The following is an 18010-nucleotide window of genomic DNA, read 5'->3' on the forward strand; positions in this document are numbered from 1 at the left end:
GAGAGATGGACCTCGTCGCGCAGGCCGAAGCGGCCTACGCAGCCATGGTCGAGGCATGGAAAGACAGGCCGCCAAAACTGAAAAAGAGCTGAGAAAATGGCTGTTCAACAACATCCGTGTCCAGTTCGACGCGGCCATCTGTCAGGAACAGGCAGAGTCCGCCCCAGTATTTCGCCATGTATTTTAGCGCCTCGCCCAGGGGCGATTTCGACGCGACGCGGGCACGGTGGTGGGTGAGCCAGGATTCCAGGTCAGCGACGATAGGTGCGGAGCGCTCCTGTCGCGCGGCGAGGCGGGCCGCGGGACCACTCCCCCGGATTTCGGTCTCGATGCGATAGAGATCGCCGATACGTTTCACGCCCTCTTCCGCGATCGGCGCCGGACCGGTGCGCGTGATCTCGACCAGCTTGCGGCGGGCATGCGCCCAGCAATAGGCCAGCCGGATCTCGGGACCAGCACGATCGGGCGCGATCAGCCGGTTGTAGCCGGCATAGCCATCGACTTGCAGGACGCCGCCGAAGCCCTCCAGTATCCGCTCTGCATGGCTGCCACCACGACCCGGCGCATAGGTGAAGGCAACGCCCGGCGGATCATCGCCACCCCATGGCCGGTCGACGCGGCCCAGCGCCCAGAAGTAACCGGTCTTGGTCTTGCACCGCCCGGGATCGAGCACCGGAGCGCGGGTTTCATCCATGAACAGCTTGGTCGACCGCTTCGGCGAATGGCTGCAGCTGCAGTGTCGGCGGGTATCGATGAAGATCCGCCTCGGGGAGAAGCTGGCCTACATCCACCGCCACTGGGATGAGCTGCAGACCTTCCTGCGCGATGGCCGTGTCGAGATCGACTCCAATAATGTCGAGAACCTGATCCGACCGATTGCCCTGACCAGAAAGAATGCACTCTTCGCCGGCCATGACGAGGGCGGAAGATCCTGGGCGCGCATCGCCTCCCTGATCGCCACCGCAAAGATCAATGGCATCGAGCCATTCGCTTACCTCAAGGCTACCTTGAAAGCAGTCGCCGCAGGTCATCCGCAAGCAAAGATTGACGACCTGCTACCCTGGAACTTCGAGCCTACAAGCTGAAAGCGCGTGGCGCGCAACCGCCGCTTACGTTAGGTTTGCTCAGGCGGCAGACGAAGAACCTGCTGCGGCTCGGGCGTTATCCCAGATGCCGGAGAGACGGCGGTAGCGCTCGGCCATTTGCGCTACGGCCGCGGCGTCATTGATCCGCCCGGCCAGCCAGTCACGGGCGGTCTGGCCGAAGATCGTGCGGCCGACGGCGAAGCCGCGGACCAGTGGGAAGGACGCCGCCGCCTCAAAGCTGGCGGCCAGTTCGGCCTCGGGCGCGTCCAGGCCGAGCACCACGATGCCGCGGGTGTGGCGGTCGTGGCCTTCGATGGCGTCGATGGCCTTCTGCCATGCGGCGCGGCTGGTCAGCGGCTCCAGCTTCCACCAGTCCGGATAGATGCCCGCGGCATAGAACTGGCGGATCAGAGTCGCGGTCGTCTCGTCGTCGACGGGGCCCACCTTCGACGGGATGATCTCAAGAAGGACCTCCAGCCCGTTGCGGCGTGCGGCGGCATAAAGGCGCCCAACTGTTGCCTCCTGCTCGGCGCGCAAGGCCGCGTCATCGTTCGGGTGGCAGAAGCACAGCACCTTGACCACGTTCTCTCGCGCCCATTCACCAAGCCCGCCGCAATCGGGACCCAGCTCTGGCTCCAGCGCCAGGGGACGCGAGCCCGGCCACTCGCAGGGCCGCCCGATCCACAGACCCGTGCCGGAGGCTGCATGCAGCGCCTCGCGTCCGATGCGGTTGTCGCAGAGGATGCCGTAGCCGTCTTGCCCGTCCTGCACCTTGAGCGCCGCCTCCAGGCAGAGCCGCTTGAACGCGCCGCCCTTCGCGGGCGTGTAGCCCTCCATCGCCTCCAGCTGCATGCGGTGGTCAAAGGCGAAGACGCGCATCGTGGACCAATCCCCGCCCATTCGCCCTTGGCGGTTGGTGGCCCAGTGGATCTGCTCCAGTTCGGCGTCGTTGCGCAGATCGGGGCGCGTGACGCCGCGCCCGAGGAAGAAGCGCAACTCATCAAGGCTGGGATAGGCGGGGGTGCAGCCGTGGCGGCTGACGGCGAAGGCGCCGCAGGCATTGGCATATTCCAGCGCCTTCGGCCAAGGCTCCCCGTCCAGCCAGCCTTTTAGCAGGCCTGAGAAGAAGCCATCACCCGCGCCGAGCACGTTGAAGACCTCAATCGGAAAGCCTGGTCCCGCCTCGCCATCGTCCAGGCTGTCCGGGATCGCGCCGGTGAAGGCGACCGCACCCTCGGCTCCGCGCTTGCAGACCAGTGTGGCGTTCGACACCGCGCGCACGGCACGAAGCGCGGCCAGCGTATCGGTGGTGCCGCCGGCGATGTGGAGCTCCTCCTCGGTGCCGACGATCAGGTCGAAGAGGTGCAGCGTCGCCTGCAGCTTCTCCGTTACCTTGGCGCTTTCGACAAAGCGGCTTTCGCCCTCACCGTGGCCGGCGACGCCCCAGAGGTTCGGGCGATAGTCGATGTCCAGCGCCGTCCGCGCCCCGTGCGTCTTCGCCAGTTCCAGCGCCCGCATCACCGCGGCCTCAGTGCGCGGGTTCGACAAGTGCGTGCCGGTGGCCAGGACACAGCGGGCCGAGGCGATGAAGTCCTCGTCAATGTCATCCTCGGACAGCGCCATGTCGGCGCAGTTCTCCCGGTAGAAGATCAGCGGAAAGCTGTCCTCGTCGCGGATCCCCAGAATCACCAGCGCGGTCAGGCGGTCGGCGTCGGTGGCGACACCGCGCACGTCCACGCCCTCACGGACCAGCTGCTCGCGAATGAAGCGGCCCATGTGCTCGTCGCCCACCCGTGTGATCACCGCCGAGCGCAGGCCGAGCCGTGCCGTCCCACAGGCGATGTTCGTCGGGCTGCCGCCGATATACTTGGCAAAGGACCCCATGTCCTCCAGCCGCCCGCCCACTTGCTGGCCATAAAGATCAACCGAGGACCGGCCGATGGTGATCACATCAAGAGCTTTTGTCACGGCAGGTATCTCCTCCTCGAGCGGCTAAGCAAGGTCACGCGGCAGTCGACGTGGCCGTGCGCCGACGATTTGAAACTACGGTTCCAAAGTTATGTCAACATGGAACGGATGTTCTATCTAATCGTCCGGACTGGTTGGTGGTGCAGCCGCCGCTTTTCAGCCACCGTCACGCTCAGTGCCATGACCAGCGTCATTGCTGCCGCAGACGTCCTGAATCCTGCGAAGTCGGCTTCGCTCAGCAGGATATGAGCGGCAGAGCCCGCAACGATGGGCGACAGAAGCGTATCCGTGATGGCGAGGAACGGGACCTGCTGCCCGTCAAGCTGCTCGCCAGCCTCGACAGTTTGATCCGAATACGGCGCGAAGCTGATCATAATTGCCGCGTCGTTGGGACCGGCGAATGCCAACAGGTCGGAGTCGATGCCGATGCCCGAGCCACAAATTTCACTGCGGAGTCCGAGTTTGGCGAACGCATAACGCAGCTGGACCAGCGGCGGAAAAGCGCGCCGGCGCGCCACCAGGTAAATTGTCTCCGCACGACCAAGCAGTTCGGCCGCTGCCTCGAACTGCGCCAAGTCCAGGTCCCTGTTCAGCGCCTCCAGCGACTGCTGCCCCGCAGCGATAAAGCCGCTGAGGATGGCCTTGACTGGATCATCAGAAGCAGTGGCGTCGATGGCGCTGAGGCGGCTCGCATATGATTGATCGCGATGTCGAAGCTTCTCGCGAAACAGGATCTGCAATTCGCTGAAGCCATCAAAGCCGTTCGCCTTGGCGAAGCGAATCAGAGTCGATGGTTGAACACCCGCCGCTTCAGCAATGCTGGCCGTTGTGCCAAAAGCGACCTCGTCGGGGTGGGCTAGAAGATACCGCGCCGTCTGTGCCAACCGCTTCGGAAGGGCCTGATGGTCCGCGGCCAGCTTCTCGCAAAACTCTGCGTAGCTGGCGGGACGCGGGGAAGGGGTGCTCATTGAAGTCGTATCCCGGTGTTCAAAACAAAGTGCAAGTTATCTCAGGCCGAAGATGCAACCAACGAAGTTCCGATCCGTCTCTCGCAATACATATTTTCTTCTTGCAGAAAATAGAACAAACATTCTAAATCGGAGCAGGACGAGGAGAACTGAGGGGGAGGGGGCGATGCGCGCTTGCGTCATTCGTGCCGCGAAAGAGCTGCATGTTCAGGCATGGGACGAGGCGGACTTGCAGCCCGGAGAGGTGCGGCTTGATTTTGCCTGGGGCGGGATCTGCGGATCAGACCTGCATTACTATGCTCACGGCCGTGTGGCGAACTCGATCCTGCGCGAGCCGATGATCCTAGGTCATGAGTTCAGCGGCTATGTGCGCGAGGTTGGGCCGGACGTGTCGGGACTGGCCGTCGGAACGGCTGTTGCCGTAAATCCCTCCCATCCCTGCATGGAGTGCGATCAGTGCGCTGCTGGCTTAACGCACCTGTGCCGCCACATGCGATTTATGGGAAGTGCGGCACATCATCCGCACACAAACGGCGGATTTGCCGAGCGTCCTGTGGTGCTTGCGTCTCAATGTGTGCCTCTGCCGCAGGGTTTTGACCCGATGTTGGCGGCGCTATGCGAGCCCTATGCCGTGGCGCTGCATGCCGTGGCATTGGCTCAGATCAGACCCGGTGCCTCGGTTCTGGTGACGGGTGCGGGAACAATCGGCAGTCTCGTGGCTGTTGCCGCTCGAAAGGCCGGTGCAGGGCGCCTGATCGTGACAGACATCGCCGAACCAGCACTTCAGCGTATCGCAGGTATCACCGATGCTGAGACCTTCGTGGTCGGCTCATCGGAGGCGGATGACGCTGCGGAGCAAGCGATCGGCGAGGTCGACGTGGTGCTGGAGGCTGCTGGGGTTGCCTCGGCGCTGGAAATGGCGATCCGACGCATCAAGCCGCGCGGCCGTATCGTGCAGGTCGGTTTCTTGCCGCCCACCGCCGCGCTGTCGCTTTCGGGCCTGCTGATCCGCGAGGTCACGCTGGTTGGTGCCTATCGGTTTCTAGGGGAATTCGATGAGGCAGTTCGCCAGATCTCCGCTGGGGAAGTGGATCTTGGCCCCTTGGTGACTGCTCGTTTCACCATGGATGAGGCGGAGGCCGCCTTTGCAGCGGCTGGAGATCGATCGCAGAACGTCAAGGTTCTGCTGAGTTTCGGAACCTGAGGCCATGACACCCTCTGCCATTCTTCATATCGGACCGGGCGCGTTTCACCGCGCGCATCAAGCCGTTTATGCCGACGCCTTGATCAAGGCCGGTCATCCTGAAGCACGGATCCGCGGGCTGTGCTTGTTTCCGCCGCGGATCGCTCATTCCCTTGACGCCCAGAAGGGAGCCTATCACGTCCTGCTTCGCGACGGTGCCGGCCAAGAGTTGCGGCGCATCACGTCGATGGGGGAAGTGCTCGATGAGCCTGACCAGAATTTTCTGTCCGATCCGGCGCTGCGTCTTGTGACGATGACGCTGACTGAGAAAGGCTACTGCCATATACCCGGCACACGCAGGCTGGATCCAACCGCGATCGCGGCCGATCTGAAGGACCCGCTGCGTCCCCAGACAGGTATCGGCTGGTTGGCCCTTGGGTTGGCTCGTCGGCAAGAGGCAGGACTGCCGGGTTTGACGCTGGCCAGCTGCGACAATATCCCAGCTAATGGCCGGCTTTTGCAGGCTGTCCTTTCGGAATTCGCAAGCCAAGCTTGGCCCGCGCTGGCCAGCTGGATGGCACAGAATGTCACCTTCCCTGTCTCGATGGTCGACCGCATCGTTCCTCGCGTTGACGAAGAAGCTGCGAGGGCAATTGGACAACTCGCCGGCGCACCGGACATGTTGGGAGTTGCGGCCGAACCGTTCGGCCAGTGGGTGCTGGAGAACGACTTCGCGATGCCCATTCCGCCGCTCGAGAAGGTAGGCGTGCAGATCGTTGCGGATGTCCGGCCCTACGAGGTGATGAAGCACCGTATCCTGAACGGAGCTCAAACAGCCATCGCTCATCTGGGCGCTCTTTCAGGTTTCGAGACGAGCTTTCAAGCCGCGAGTGATCCTGTAATGGGGCCTTGGCTCGCCCGCTTTTGCGCAGCACAGGCCAAGACACTGACTTGTCCACCAGGTGAAAGCCTGGATGCCTACGTGCGAACGACTTTGGAGCGCCTGCGCAATCCGCATATCCGCCACCCCTTGGTCCAGATTGGCACCGACAGCTCGTTCAAGCTGGGCCAGAGGATCGTCGAGGCTGCGGTGTGCCATCTGGACGGGCCGGAGGCTGAACTCTACGCACTCACCATCGCAGCATGGATGCGATACAATACGGGCCGGGACGCCAATGGGGCAGGCATCCCGGTTTCCGATCCGCTGGCCGACCGGTTTCGCCAGATCAACGCGGACGCAGGCGGGGACGCAGGGGCGCTGGTTCAGGGTTTTCTGGACCTTGACCTCTTCGAGGGGCAACTGCGGCACCATCGCGCCTTCAGAGACCGCCTTGTTACTCTTTGTGCTGTATTGGAGCGACAAAGTCCGCGCGACCTGATGATGGCCGCCGAAACCAGCACGGCAGAGGTAGAGAGATGACAGCATCATTGAAGGGACGCTCGATCGAGGAGTGGCTTGGCGTTATCCTGATGACCATTGTCCTGGTGCTGCTGAGCGCCCAGGTGATCGGTCGCTATCTTCTTGGATGGTCCTTTGCCTGGATCGAGGAAGTATCGCGTTTCGCCTTCGTGTGGTCGGTCTACTTTGGGTTCATCCTGGCGGCGGAGAAAGACCGGCACATCCGGGTGTCAGTCCAGCTGTCCATGCTGCCGCCTCGGGCGCAGAAAATCGCCCTGACCCTCGCTGATCTGATCTGGCTGGTCTTCAATGCCATCGTGATCTGGTTCGGCGCAATCTACATCGCCGACATGTTCAGCTTCCCGATGGTGTCCCAGACGACCGGCATCAACATTGCCTGGATCCAGTTGATCGTTCCTTTGGGCTTCTTCCTGCTCAGCATCAGGGTGATCCAGGTCATGATCCGGCGCTGGAAACATGACGAGGGTGTCATCGACACCCGCTTGGACGACTGATCATGAGCGCACCAATCATCCTGACGATCGCCTTCCTGGTCTTCCTGATCTTGGGAGTGCCCGTCGCAGTCTCGATCGGTCTCGCCGCCATCGCTGGCATGGTCGCCGCCGGCATCCCATTGTCATATGTCGTGCAGGCTGCCTATTCCGCAGTGAACGACTTTCTGATCATCGCCGTGCCGATGTTCGTGCTGGCGGGCGTCCTGATGGAAAAGGGCGGCCTGACGTCGCGGCTGATCGCTTTTTCCCGCACGCTGGTCGGCAAGTCGCCCGGCGGGCTGGCGAGCGTCACGATCGTCGCATGCACCTTCTTCGCGGCGATTTCGGGATCGGGTCCGGCGACAGCTGCGGCGATCGGCTCCATCATGATCCCGACCATGATCAAGGAGGGCTACCACAAGTCCTTCGCAGCGGCGATCACCTCGAACGCGGGTGGTATCGGCGTTGTCATCCCGCCCTCGATCCCGATGATCATCTACGGGATCACGGCTGAGGTTTCGATCACGGGTCTCTTCATTGCGGGCGTCATCCCAGGCCTGCTGCTGGCGATTGCCCTGACCACGGTATCGCGCATCATATCCACTCGCCGCGGCTATGCTGTAGCAAACCCTGAGGGACGTAGCCTTAAGCGCATTGGCGCTGCTGCTTGGGAAGCGCGGTGGGCACTGCTGGCTCCGATCATTATCCTCGGCGGGATCTATAGCGGGATCTTCACAGTGACAGAGGCCTCGGTGGTCGCTGTGCTGTATTCGCTTTTCGTCGGAATCTTTATCTACCGAGCGATCACCTTGCCAGGTTTCGTCGATGCGATGTCCTACGCAGTGCGGCTGACAGGGGTGGTGCTCTTTGTTCTGGTGAGCGGCCGGCTGCTAGGGCGCGTGCTGACGATTTTCCAAGTTCCGCAGCAGTTCTCCAGCTTCATGATCGCCACGTTTGAAAGCCCGGTGACATTGATCCTGCTGATCATACTCCTGCTGATCTTTGTCGGCATGTGGATGGAAACGCTGACCCAGCTGATCATCCTGACGCCGTTGCTGCTGCCGGTGGCGGTTAGTGCCGGCATCGACCCGATCCAGTTCGGCATCATGTTCGTTATCGCCTGCGAGATCGGCTATTCAACGCCGCCGCTTGGCGTCAATCTGTTCGTTGCCAGCGAGATAAGTAACGAGACGGTCGAGCGGGTCAGCAAGGCGGCCCTGCCTTTGATCGCCGCCGAGATTGTCGTCCTGCTGCTGGTGACGTTCATTCCCCAGCTGTCATTGTTCCTGCCCCGCCTGATGGGGCTCGTCTACTGACACCTTGCATTTTCTTGAGGAGGAAAAACATGCTGAAAGCCACTCTCACCGCAACGGTTCTGTCCCTGACGATGGCATCCTTTGCCGGCGCACAAGATTACACCCTGCGCCTGTCGCACGGGGACAATGAGAGCAACCCGACCCATCTGACGGCTGTCAAGTTCCAGGAGCTGGTCGACGAATACACCGACGGCCGCGTCGCTGTTCAGATCTTCCCCAGCAACGCGCTCGGCACCGAGACGGAGGTCGCACAGGCGTTGCGCATGGGATCCATCGAAGCAGAGATCCTCTACACAGGGAACCTCGTGCCCCTGGCACCCTCGGCTGGCGTTCTCATGCTGCCCTACGCCTACACGACGACCGAGCAGGCGCATACGGCAATGGATGAGTTGATCGATCCGCTGAACGAACGTCTCGTTCCGGAAGCCGGCGTCCGTGCACTGGGCCTGCTGGAAAAGGGCTTCCGGGTCCTGACGACAAACCAGCCTGTGGAAACGCTTGACAGCCTGCAGGGCCTGAAGATCCGCGTGTCGCCGAATGATATCGCGATCAAGACCTTCCAGGCCTGGGGCATCGAGCCTCTGCCGATGGATTGGGCAGAGGTCTTTCCGGCGCTGCAGCAGGGCGTCATCGACGGTCAGGAAAATCCTTACACCACCGCCATCTCGTCGCGGTTTTACGAGGTTCAGAGCGACATCACCGAGATCCATTACATGATGTGGACGGGGCCGCTTCTGATCAGTGAGCGCGTTTTCCAGAGCTATCCCGAGGACATTCAGGAAGCCGTCGCGCGGGCAGGACGTGAAGCCGTCGAGTATGGGCGTCAGGTTTCGGGTGAACTGACCGAGGAAGCCAAGGCCGAGCTCGTCGAACGTGGCATGACACTGCACGGCGCTCCGCAGGATGAAGAGAAGTGGGCCGAGGCCGCAGAAGCACTTTGGCCTGAGTTCTACTCGCAGATCGGCGGCGAAGAATGGGCCACGCAAGCGATCAAGATCATCAATTCCTCGGCCCAGTAGTCAGTGAGGCTGGATGCACCGGAAGAGCGGTGCATCCACAATCTGTCTAAGATGTTCGTGCTATAATTGGCGGCTCGCCAGGAATTGCGAGGGTCTGCTTTCCATTGGTGCTGCAAGTGTCATGCCGCAACGCCGCCGGTTGGCTCGAGGGGGCAGCGCGATGCGCTATACTTGTTGCCCATGGTATCAAGGTCGACGAAGGTCGTCTGGACGAACTTCGTGGTGTTGCGGAATGAACCTGATAGCAGGAAAATACTTCCTGAGCGTGGCTCGCTTTCAGTCGATCCGGCTTGCGGCGGAGCGGCTGCGGGTCTCGCCATCTGCCATCAGCCGCCAGATCGCCAAGCTGGAGCACGAGTTTCAGGAGCAGCTTCTAGAACGGCGCGCCGAGGGTGTCAGCCTGACCGAGGCTGGCCGCGTGGTGGCCGACCATCTGGCCGCCATCTTCAGCCAGATCGACACCGCCAAAGGAGAGGTTGCCGATCTGCGCAGCCTCAAGACTGGCGCCGTTTCCATCGCGACGGTGGAGGGGATCACCGATCCGTTCCTGTCGGCCCACATTACAAAGTTCCGCCAAGACTATCCCGGCATCCAGTTCCGCGTCCGCATCCGCGGCCGCGAGCGGGTGTTGGAGGCGGTCGAGCAGCACCTGTGCGACATCGGTTTCGTCTATGATCACTTCACGCATGCCGCGATCGAGACGATTGGGCAATGGCGGCAGCCCCTTCTCGCGCTGGTGCCGCCGTCGCACCCGTTTGCGGACGGCCGCCCGGTCGTGCTGGACGATCTGGTCGATCTTCCCTGCGTCCTGCCGGATGACAGTTTCGGCATCCACCACCTGCTGAACCGGGCCTTCGGCAAGATCCGCAAACAGCCCTCCGCGATCATCGTGGCCGACCAGTTCCACTTCCTGATCCGTCACACCATCCGCAACAATGCCATCATCTATCTTCCCCTGCAGGCCGTCCTGCGCGAGGTAGACGAGGGTCAGCTGGTTCCTCTCAATCTTCGCTGCAGCGATTTTGACCACCGTTTCATCTATGCCGTCGCCCGCCATGGGCAGCACAAGTCGGCCGCCTGCGAAACGTTCATTGCCTCAATCCTGACCGAGTTCGCGAAGGGCGAGAAATCCGATGCGGCACTTCTCTTCCGCCTGCGCGCGCGTCAGGGATGAAGCTCGATGGTGATGTCCGCCTCGACCGGGGCGTTCAGCCCCAGTTCGTGCTGCGTCAGGGCAGCGCGGGCGTGCTTGCCATTCTCCTCGCCCCACAGCTGGACGAACAAGTCCGAAGCCCCGTTCAGCACCAGGTGCGGCTCGGTAAAGCCGGGAGCGCATGAGACGTAGCCGATCATCTTGACGATCCGCTTGACCCGGTCGAGATCGCCCAAAACCGCCTTCATCATCGCAAGGTGGTTGATCGCCATCAGCCGTGCCGAAGCATAGCCCTCCTCGATACTCAGGTCAGAGCCAACTTTTCCGACGTAGGGCAGGACGTCGTTGTCGTTTTCGTCCGGCTGCGTTCCCAGTGTCCCGGACGTGTAGAGGATGTTGCCTACGACAACGCCGGGAAGGTAGTTCCCGATGGGCTTTGGCCGACGCGGCAGGATGATCCCTAGTTCGCCGAGCCGCTGTTCCGTTTCGTGTGGCACGATGTTCTTCCTGTATCGTTGTGATTGTCGACGCCAAACTAGGCACTGGAAGTCGCCAAGCTGTAGCCGTTTTGGCAACGGTGCTTTGCCGAAACGGCAACGCTATCCTGTTTTGTTTGGAAGCGGGACGAACTTTTATTCTTCAAATCAGCGATCTAGGATTAGGTTTGGGAGGTCGGGCCATATGAAGCATGCCATCTGCCCGACGCTCAGCACAGTGGCGCATTGCAGAGAGCCGCATAAGGATAAGGCAGCTCCAATCGACGAGGAGACAGCCAGTGACCTATGTTCCGCTCGATACGATTGCCGGTCAGCTTCGCAATGGAACCGCCACTGCGGCGGGATTGATGGCCGACGCGGCTGCGCGCCATGACGCGACCGAGGAGCGCCTGAACGCGTATCGCATCTGGGCAGGACCACGAGCCGACGTGCAGGCGCGCGCGCTGGACGTGCTCATGGGGACCGGGATCGATCTGGGGCCGCTGATGGGCATCCCCATCTCAACAAAGGACCTTTACGGAGTGCCGGGCCTGCCGGTCCATGCCGGGACAGATACCGAATTTGCCCAAGAGTGGCAGCGCCCGGGCCCGGTTATGAACCGCGTCCTGACTCAGGGCGGCATTGTTACGGGCAAGACCCATACTGTGGAGTTTGCTTTCGGCGGCCTTGGCACCAATCCGCATTGGGGCACCCCGGTCAATCCATGGTCCGCGCCGGATGCCCCACGGGCGCCAGGCGGGTCCAGTTCGGGGGCAGGGGTATCGCTGGCGCAGGGCAGTGCCTTGGCTGCGCTCGGAACGGACACGGCCGGATCTGTCAGGATCCCTGCCTCCTTTACCGGCCAGACTGCACTTAAGGTTACGCATGGCCGCTGGTCGCTGGAGGGCATCGTGCCGCTATCGCCATCGTTGGACACGCCCGGCCTTCTGGCCCGCAGTATTGCCGATCTGGCCTTTCTCTTCGCCGCTATTGACGGCGGCAAGTCTGTGGGGCCGGCTTCGGGCGGGCCGCGCATTGGCGTCATCGAAAACATCGTGTGGGAGGAGACCGACGCTGCGGTGGCCGCCAACACCCGTGCTGCGCTCACCAAACTGGAGGCGGCTGGAGCGGCGTTGACCGCTGTGCACCTGCCGGATCTGGACCGGGTGCTTGATCTGTTCCGCCGCGGCGGGTTGGCCGCCCCCGAACTGCGAGCCTTCCTTGACGCCCGTCACCCCGAGCGGATCGCGCGCCTGGACCCCGCGGTCATGGCACGGGTCGTCGCCGCGGACGAGATCAGCGCGTCGGACTATCTGCAGCGCCGCGCCCTGCTGGCCGAGGCGGCAGGGACCGCGAGTGAGGTTTTCGACAGGGTGGACCTTCTCGTGTCGCCGACGGTGCCGATCTCCGCGCCGCTGTTGAAGGAGGTGGCGGATCCCGACGCCTATCGCCGTGCCAACATGCTGGCCCTGCGGAACACGGCGATCGTGAACCTTCTCGGCTGGTGCGCGACCACGCTGCCCACCGGGGTGGACGGCAACGGCATTCCCACCGGGCTTCAAATCATCGCACCCGCCCGTCAGGAGGAACGGCTGCTGGCCGCAAGCCTTTGGGCAGAGGGGGTGCTTGGGGCGGGTCCCGATCTGCTGGGCCCGCCGCCGCTGTGATCTGACAACAACAAAACGACCAACAGGAGACGTCAACATGACCCATCGCACGCTCGGCACCTGCCTGACCCTCGTCCTCGGCACCGCCTTCGGCAGCATGGCCGCCGCCGCGGATTTCGAATTCACCTTCGCCCACGTGCTGACCGAAGACACTCCGAACGCCCGCGCCGCCGAGGTCTTCAAGGAAGAGGTCGAAAAGAACTCGGACGGCCGGATCGAGATCAACATCCGTCCTGCGGCCCAGCTGGGCGGCGACGTCGAGATCATCGAGCAGACCCAGATGGGCCTCGTGGACATCGCCATTCCGCCCACCGGCAACCTCGCGAACTTCAACGAGCAGATGTATCTGTTCGATCTGCCCTTCCTGATGGAGGACGAGGCGGCGATGAAGCGCGTGCTCGACGGCGAGGTCGGCACCGAGCTGCTGGCAACGCTTGACGCCAACAACCTGCACGGCATCGCGATGTGGGGCGCAGGTTTTCGCCACATGACCAATAACATCCGTCCCATCAACGGCCCCGACGATCTGCAGGGCATCAAGATGCGCACGCTGCAGGCACCGACCATCCTGGCAACCTATCGGACTTATGGGGCGAATCCCACCGCCATGGCCTATGTCGAGGTCTATAACGGCCTGCAGCAGGGTGTGGTCGAAGGGCAGGAGAACCCCTTGGCCAACATCTATTCAATGAAGTTCCACGAGGTGCAGGACTACATGACCCTAACCGGTCATGCCTACCACACCTATGCCGCAGTCATGAACAAGCAGGCTTGGGACAGCCTTCCCGATGATCTGAAGAAGGTGGTCGAGGATGCGATGATCGTTGGCCGCGATGCTGCTCGCCAATACACGGCCGAGGACGAGGCAAAGATCCTTGAGGAGATCGCCGACGACATCGAGATCCAGGAGCTGACGGCGGAAGGCCGTGCCGCGTTCATCGAGGCCTCTCAACCCATCTACGAAGAGTTCGGCCCAATGGTCACGCCCGAACTGATGGAAAAGGCGCTGGCGGCCGCCAAGGGCGAATGATGGCGCCGGGAGGTCGAAAGTCATGATAGTCTGGCTGAACCGCATCGTCGACTGGATCGAGAACGTGCTCGTCACCGCGCTCATGCTGATCGCGACTGTTGTCGCGATCGTGCAAGTGGTCGCGCGTTACGTGTTCAACAACTCGCTCTTCTGGTCCGAGGAGCTGATCCTTTACTCGCTGATCACCATGAGCTTTCTGACCATGGGTATGGGGGTTCGCTATGCCTCGCATATCAGCGTCGATGCGGTTTACGCCTTTGCCAGCCCACGGACAGCAAAAGTTCTCCAGATCGGGGCTGCGTGCCTGGGTCTGATTTTCGCCGCCGTGCTGATCTGGTATGGCGGCAGACTGGTCCTGAACACGTCGCGCATGGGGCAACTGTCGCCCGCCATGCGGATTCCCGTTGGCTACATCTATGCCGTCATTCCGGCGGCAGGCATGTTCATGGTCCTGCGCTATCTGCTGGTCCTGCGCGATCTTCTGGCCGGTCGCGTCTACGAGCCGCCACAGGTCGACATCAAGACAAGCTGAGGACACAGGCATGGTTGGCGCTCTCATCCCCGTCTTCTTCGGGCTTCTGATTTTCGGACTGCCGATCTTCGCCTCCTTGGCGCTGTCGGTGGCCGCAGTCTTCTATTTCTGGGGCGGGATGGACCCGCTGCTTGTGCCGATGCGCATGTTCTCGGGCATGAACAACTTCTCGCTCATGTCGATCCCGTTCTTTATCCTCGCGGCCGAGCTGATGCGCATCGGCGGCCTGTCCGACCGCCTGATCGGGTTGGCGCGGGCGTTGATCGGTTGGTTGCCGGGTGGGCTGGCTGCGGCAGCGGTTATGGCGTGCCTGATGTTCGGGTCGATCTCGGGTTCGAGCCCCGCCACCGTGATCGCCATTGGCTCGATCCTGTATCCGGCCATGGTCAACGCGGGGTATGACAAGTATTTCTCGATCGGCCTGATCACCACCGCCGGCACCCTAGGACCGATCGTGCCGCCCTCCATCGCGCTGATCATCTATGGCTCGGTCACGGGGACCTCGGTCGGCATGCTGTTCGCGGCAGGGCTTCTACCGGCCTTGATGATCGGGGCGCTGCTGATCGGCTATGCGACCTGGTATTCGGCGCGCAAGGGATATGCGCGGGACCCGCTGCCGACCTTTCGCAGCATCCTTCAGGCGGTCAAGCGTGCGGCCTGGGGCTTGGGCCTTCCGGTGATCCTGCTGGGCGGGATCTACTCGGGCGTCTTCACCCCCACCGAATCCGCCGCCGCCGCCTGCCTTTACGGCTGGTTCGTGGGCGCGATCATCTATCGCAGCATCTCGTTCAGCGCCACGTTGGTGGTTCTACGCAATACGGGCCTCATTTCGGGGCCGCTGCTGCTGATCACTGCAGGTGCCTCAGTCTTCTCCTGGCTGCTGGCCAGCACTGGAACGCCATCGGACCTTGCCGCTTACGTTCTGTCGGGGACCGACAACCCCGTTCTGGTAATCGCTGCCTTCAACCTGATCCTGCTGGTGGCCGGTTGCTTCCTGGATAGTGCGTCGGCAATCATCATCCTTGGTCCCCTGATGATGCCGATTGCTCAGGAACTCGGGGTCGATCCCGTCCATTTCGGTATTATCATGCTGGTGAACCTGTCCATCGGGATGCTGACGCCTCCAGTGGGTCTGAACCTCTTCGTGGCTATGGGTGTGGCCAAGATGAGCCTAGGGGAGGTCTTTCGAGCTACGCTGCCGACTATGCTGCTGATGCTGCTGGCGCTGATCCTGCTATCCTACATTCCCGCAATCAGCATGATCGTGCCCAACGCGCTGTTCTAGAAGCGGAACGCGGGAGTGGAACCCTCATTATACGAGCAGGATCTTCTACAGATGCAAACGCTGCCGGGGGCTATGGAGCGGCCGTCGTTTCGAGTGCGAAAATCGACCTGCGGGCTCGCTGTCAATCCAAAGCACCATTTGCCCTGGCGAGCGCTTGGCTGCGGCTACTTTCCCAAGCGGCAGGTTTGTGTGCCTTGTCCGCTCCAGATGCGAGCCAGAAGCCGAGCAGGATTACTTGCCAGTCTTCGGCTCCCAGCCTGTCATAGACCACCAACCATCCTCCATCATCCCAACGCACCAAACCATCGGGCTGGTCGTGCTGTTCCCAGCACCCTTGACTTTGAGGTGGCATTTTGCTACCTACACCTTAACAAAAGGAGGCGGACATGGCGCAATCCGTGAAACTTGCTGACGATGTCATGGCTCTTGTCCGGCGTGAAGCAGAGCTTCATAGCCGCTCGGTAGCTGGGCAGATCACCCACTGGCTCAAGATCGGCCGGGCGATCGAGCAATCCGGCACCTACGACCATACACGCATCACCGTAGCCTTGGAGGGGCGGCTCGATACAACGCAGCTGCGCGAGGAGGAAGAGGCGGCCTGGCTCGACGCTTTCACCGCGAAGATGAGCCAACCCTCCGAGGCTGAAGAGGCCTTCTACGCGGACCGTCAAGCCCTCGGCCGGGGCGTCGGGCTCGATGCCGGAGGCAACCTCATCTATGCTAAGGATAACGCTGCCGCATGAGGCCCAGCCTTGTCCTACTTGCCGGTCCCAATGGCGCTGGCAAGTCTACCCTCTACCAGGTCCGTGTCGCCCCCAGCTTCGCGGATTCTTTCATCAACGCCGACATCATCCAGCGTGAGGAACTCCGGGATCCTTCAATGGAGGCCTCCTATGAAGCCGCCAAAATCGCCGAAGCCCGCCGTGACGAAATGCTGGTGGCAGGAACGAGCTTTGCCGCAGAAACAGTGTTCTCCCATCCCTCGAAACTTGAGATCATCGAAAGTGCCCGGGCCCGTGGCTACCTCATCGTGGTCATGCATGTCGGAGTTGACAGCCCGGATCTATCCGTCGAGCGAGTGCGCAGCCGCGTTGAAGAGCGCGGCCACAACGTTCCGGAAGATAAGATCCGCGCGCGATACGAGCGCAGCCAACCCCTCATTCGCAAAGCGGTGCTGCGCGCTGATAGGGGTATGGTCTTTGACAATTCCCGTCTCAATACATCGCCGCAACAGATGCTGGTCTTTGCGAGCGGCCGCTTGGTTCAGGTCGCGCCGACGCTGCCGCACTGGATTCTCAGGGCCTATGTGGCAGATCTCGCGATCTGAATGTGCCGCCCTTGGGGAAAAGTCAGCCTTGAGGAGAGGGAGCACTTCGAACTGATGAAGTTGTTCTGCGAATAGACTTCCCATTTATCCACGAGAAGAAGCAGAGTGTTGTGGCCTGATGCGACACCCCGACCGTGCCGGCCGTCACGCGGCTTTCCGGGAGGTCGTTGCAGCCCGCACGAGGGCGGTGGAGATCCGCAGCGTGCAGGATCTTCTGGTCTAGCAAAGTGTGTCGATCAGCCGGACTGATGGCGCCCTGTCTCTCCTGAGAAGGTTCCGTAACATCACACCACTCGTAAAGTGCGTGAAGATCGCTCAAGAGTGGCAGGCGGCGAAGAGGAGAAAGCAAGATGACAGTTGTTGAGGTGGTGCTATGCAGTCTTGCGGTTGCATACGCCGCTGGCGTTGCGATCGCCGTATGGCGGACTTTGCCGAACCCCGCCGATATCGAACCCGACATGAAGCTCGTTGCCGAGTTCATTGCATCAACGCCAAGAGAAGAACTGCGCAGGATCATGGAGCCGAAGGACTAAGGACGTCATCTTCGTCTTGCCTGACAGGTTGGTTCCGCGAGGCTAGATTAGCCCTTCCGTTCGCAGGTCGTCCGGCCTGTCGGGTGATCTGCTGCCCGTGCAGCCTGAGGGCCTCGCCTACGAGCTGCGAATTTTCGGCCTTGTCACCGTCTCGCGGATATTCCTATACTGTTCTCATGATCCTGATCTCGCTCACCAATCTGATCTCTGCTTCGCTTCAGGCGGGTGGTGAGGTCCGTGGTGCGTGCGCTCCAGCCCGCCGAATCAACGCGATGCGGATGACTGTTCAGCCGATCCTTGTTGCAGGTATCGCAGCGCATAACTGCGCTCGCCCGGCGACTTTCACTAAGATAATATAGCGTCAGACAGCCGCTTTCGCATCTTCCCGTTAGGAGATGTGTATGTCGCGGCTGCACAGCCATTTGTGGTGTGCCCATGGGGATCAACCATCGATGGCATGTCGCCCGACGGAAAGCTCCAAAAGAATGGTAGCTGCAGCCGTTTTTCGCAGAAATTATTGATCTACATAGGATAATTCTAAATCTGACGAGAATGTGATATCTGATTTGAACTCA

At 61.6% G+C, this 18010-nt stretch carries 17 protein-coding genes and 2 pseudogenes; 14 read left to right on the forward strand and 5 right to left on the reverse strand.

Annotation, left to right across the window (positions count from 1 at the left end):
* Positions 1 to 100 precede the first annotated feature (100 nt).
* Positions 101 to 715, reverse strand: a pseudogene (gene tnpC / locus OC184_RS13730) (IS66 family transposase); the annotation flags it as partial.
* Positions 716 to 740: 25 nt separating this feature from the next.
* On the opposite strand from tnpC, the pseudogene OC184_RS13735 reads away from it, so the two are divergent.
* Positions 741 to 1085: pseudogene (locus tag OC184_RS13735) on the forward strand (IS66 family transposase); the annotation flags it as partial.
* 39 nt (positions 1086 to 1124) lie between these two features.
* Here the strand turns inward: OC184_RS13735 and OC184_RS13740 are convergent.
* The gene (locus OC184_RS13740; RefSeq protein ID WP_265507752.1) at positions 1125 to 3053 is read right to left on the reverse strand and encodes a bifunctional 5-dehydro-2-deoxygluconokinase/5-dehydro-2-deoxyphosphogluconate aldolase; all 1929 of its coding nucleotides are present in this window, start codon (positions 3051 to 3053) and stop codon (positions 1125 to 1127) included.
* Positions 3054 to 3166: 113 nt separating this feature from the next.
* The gene (locus OC184_RS13745) at positions 3167 to 4021 is read right to left on the reverse strand and encodes a MurR/RpiR family transcriptional regulator (protein WP_265507753.1); all 855 of its coding nucleotides are present in this window, start codon (positions 4019 to 4021) and stop codon (positions 3167 to 3169) included.
* Positions 4022 to 4187: 166 nt separating this feature from the next.
* Between OC184_RS13745 and OC184_RS13750 the strand changes: the two genes are divergently transcribed.
* The 6 genes from OC184_RS13750 (at position 4188) to OC184_RS13775 (ending at position 10606) form a co-directional block, all read left to right on the forward strand.
* Positions 4188 to 5225 carry an L-idonate 5-dehydrogenase gene (locus OC184_RS13750; RefSeq protein ID WP_265507754.1) on the forward strand — a complete coding sequence of 346 codons (1038 nt, stop codon included), beginning with the start codon at positions 4188 to 4190 and terminating at the stop codon, positions 5223 to 5225.
* A 4-nt stretch (positions 5226 to 5229) separates the two neighbouring features.
* Complete coding sequence (locus OC184_RS13755; RefSeq protein ID WP_265507755.1) at positions 5230 to 6624, forward strand: mannitol dehydrogenase family protein; 1395 nt, start codon at positions 5230 to 5232, stop codon at positions 6622 to 6624.
* Positions 6621 to 7118 (forward strand): TRAP transporter small permease, encoded by a 498-nt coding sequence (locus tag OC184_RS13760; protein ID WP_265507756.1) that lies wholly within the window; start codon positions 6621 to 6623, stop codon positions 7116 to 7118. The genes OC184_RS13755 and OC184_RS13760 overlap by 4 nt, the downstream gene beginning before the upstream one ends.
* A gap of 2 nt (positions 7119 to 7120) precedes the next feature.
* On the forward strand, positions 7121 to 8413 hold the full coding sequence (locus OC184_RS13765) for a TRAP transporter large permease (RefSeq protein WP_265507757.1): 1293 nt from the start codon (positions 7121 to 7123) through the stop codon (positions 8411 to 8413).
* Positions 8414 to 8442: 29 nt separating this feature from the next.
* On the forward strand, positions 8443 to 9432 hold the full coding sequence (locus OC184_RS13770; protein WP_265507758.1) for a TRAP transporter substrate-binding protein: 990 nt from the start codon (positions 8443 to 8445) through the stop codon (positions 9430 to 9432).
* 232 nt (positions 9433 to 9664) lie between these two features.
* Positions 9665 to 10606, forward strand: coding sequence for a LysR family transcriptional regulator (locus OC184_RS13775; protein ID WP_265507759.1), 942 nt, complete (start codon positions 9665 to 9667; stop codon positions 10604 to 10606).
* Here OC184_RS13775 and OC184_RS13780 read toward each other — a convergent pair.
* Positions 10597 to 11082 (reverse strand): RidA family protein, encoded by a 486-nt coding sequence (locus OC184_RS13780; RefSeq protein WP_265507760.1) that lies wholly within the window; start codon positions 11080 to 11082, stop codon positions 10597 to 10599. The genes OC184_RS13775 and OC184_RS13780 overlap by 10 nt on opposite strands.
* A gap of 278 nt (positions 11083 to 11360) precedes the next feature.
* Between OC184_RS13780 and OC184_RS13785 the strand changes: the two genes are divergently transcribed.
* From OC184_RS13785 to OC184_RS13800, 4 genes are read left to right on the forward strand one after another with little or no spacing between them, the layout of a single operon-like run.
* Positions 11361 to 12728 carry an amidase gene (locus tag OC184_RS13785; protein WP_265507761.1) on the forward strand — a complete coding sequence of 456 codons (1368 nt, stop codon included), beginning with the start codon at positions 11361 to 11363 and terminating at the stop codon, positions 12726 to 12728.
* A 37-nt stretch (positions 12729 to 12765) separates the two neighbouring features.
* Positions 12766 to 13758: a TRAP transporter substrate-binding protein gene (locus OC184_RS13790; RefSeq protein WP_265507762.1), complete on the forward strand. Its 993-nt coding sequence runs from the start codon at positions 12766 to 12768 to the stop codon at positions 13756 to 13758.
* Positions 13759 to 13780: 22 nt separating this feature from the next.
* Positions 13781 to 14290, forward strand: a complete 510-nt coding sequence (locus tag OC184_RS13795; protein ID WP_265507763.1) for a TRAP transporter small permease — start codon at positions 13781 to 13783, stop codon at positions 14288 to 14290.
* A gap of 10 nt (positions 14291 to 14300) precedes the next feature.
* Positions 14301 to 15575 (forward strand): TRAP transporter large permease, encoded by a 1275-nt coding sequence (locus OC184_RS13800; RefSeq protein ID WP_265507764.1) that lies wholly within the window; start codon positions 14301 to 14303, stop codon positions 15573 to 15575.
* A 121-nt stretch (positions 15576 to 15696) separates the two neighbouring features.
* Here the strand turns inward: OC184_RS13800 and OC184_RS13805 are convergent, their stop codons facing one another.
* Complete coding sequence (locus tag OC184_RS13805; RefSeq protein WP_265507765.1) at positions 15697 to 15849, reverse strand: hypothetical protein; 153 nt, start codon at positions 15847 to 15849, stop codon at positions 15697 to 15699.
* Between the two features lie 112 nt (positions 15850 to 15961).
* Here OC184_RS13805 and OC184_RS13810 point away from each other — a divergent pair, with 112 nt between their 5' ends.
* From OC184_RS13810 to OC184_RS13820, 3 genes are all read left to right on the forward strand, one after another.
* Entirely contained in the window at positions 15962 to 16318 is a 357-nt protein-coding gene (locus OC184_RS13810; RefSeq protein ID WP_265507766.1) for a TA system antitoxin ParD family protein, read from the forward strand.
* Positions 16315 to 16902, forward strand: a complete 588-nt coding sequence (locus OC184_RS13815) for a zeta toxin family protein (RefSeq protein ID WP_265507767.1) — start codon at positions 16315 to 16317, stop codon at positions 16900 to 16902. The genes OC184_RS13810 and OC184_RS13815 overlap by 4 nt, the downstream gene beginning before the upstream one ends.
* A 350-nt stretch (positions 16903 to 17252) precedes the next feature.
* Complete coding sequence (locus OC184_RS13820; protein ID WP_265507768.1) at positions 17253 to 17435, forward strand: hypothetical protein; 183 nt, start codon at positions 17253 to 17255, stop codon at positions 17433 to 17435.
* The last annotated feature ends 575 nt before the right edge of the window (positions 17436 to 18010 follow it).

Source organism: Paracoccus rhizosphaerae, assembly GCF_026162645.1.
Lineage (GTDB): Bacteria > Pseudomonadota > Alphaproteobacteria > Rhodobacterales > Rhodobacteraceae > Paracoccus > Paracoccus rhizosphaerae.

Bases quoted from the DNA above. Each gene is read 5' to 3' on its own strand.
- OC184_RS13770 (WP_265507758.1), top strand. From the start codon at position 8,443: ATGCTGAAAGCCACTCTCACCGCAACGGTTCTGTCCCTGACGATGGCA.
- OC184_RS13765 (WP_265507757.1), top strand. From the start codon at position 7,121: ATGAGCGCACCAATCATCCTGACGATCGCCTTCCTGGTCTTCCTGATC.
- OC184_RS13795 (WP_265507763.1), top strand. From the start codon at position 13,781: ATGATAGTCTGGCTGAACCGCATCGTCGACTGGATCGAGAACGTGCTC.
- OC184_RS13755 (WP_265507755.1), top strand. From the start codon at position 5,230: ATGACACCCTCTGCCATTCTTCATATCGGACCGGGCGCGTTTCACCGC.
- OC184_RS13750 (WP_265507754.1), top strand. From the start codon at position 4,188: ATGCGCGCTTGCGTCATTCGTGCCGCGAAAGAGCTGCATGTTCAGGCA.
- OC184_RS13775 (WP_265507759.1), top strand. From the start codon at position 9,665: ATGAACCTGATAGCAGGAAAATACTTCCTGAGCGTGGCTCGCTTTCAG.
- OC184_RS13790 (WP_265507762.1), top strand. From the start codon at position 12,766: ATGACCCATCGCACGCTCGGCACCTGCCTGACCCTCGTCCTCGGCACC.
- OC184_RS13760 (WP_265507756.1), top strand. From the start codon at position 6,621: ATGACAGCATCATTGAAGGGACGCTCGATCGAGGAGTGGCTTGGCGTT.
- OC184_RS13745 (WP_265507753.1), bottom strand. From the start codon at position 4,021: ATGAGCACCCCTTCCCCGCGTCCCGCCAGCTACGCAGAGTTTTGCGAG.
- OC184_RS13800 (WP_265507764.1), top strand. From the start codon at position 14,301: ATGGTTGGCGCTCTCATCCCCGTCTTCTTCGGGCTTCTGATTTTCGGA.
- OC184_RS13815 (WP_265507767.1), top strand. From the start codon at position 16,315: ATGAGGCCCAGCCTTGTCCTACTTGCCGGTCCCAATGGCGCTGGCAAG.
- OC184_RS13820 (WP_265507768.1), top strand. From the start codon at position 17,253: ATGACAGTTGTTGAGGTGGTGCTATGCAGTCTTGCGGTTGCATACGCC.
- OC184_RS13810 (WP_265507766.1), top strand. From the start codon at position 15,962: ATGGCGCAATCCGTGAAACTTGCTGACGATGTCATGGCTCTTGTCCGG.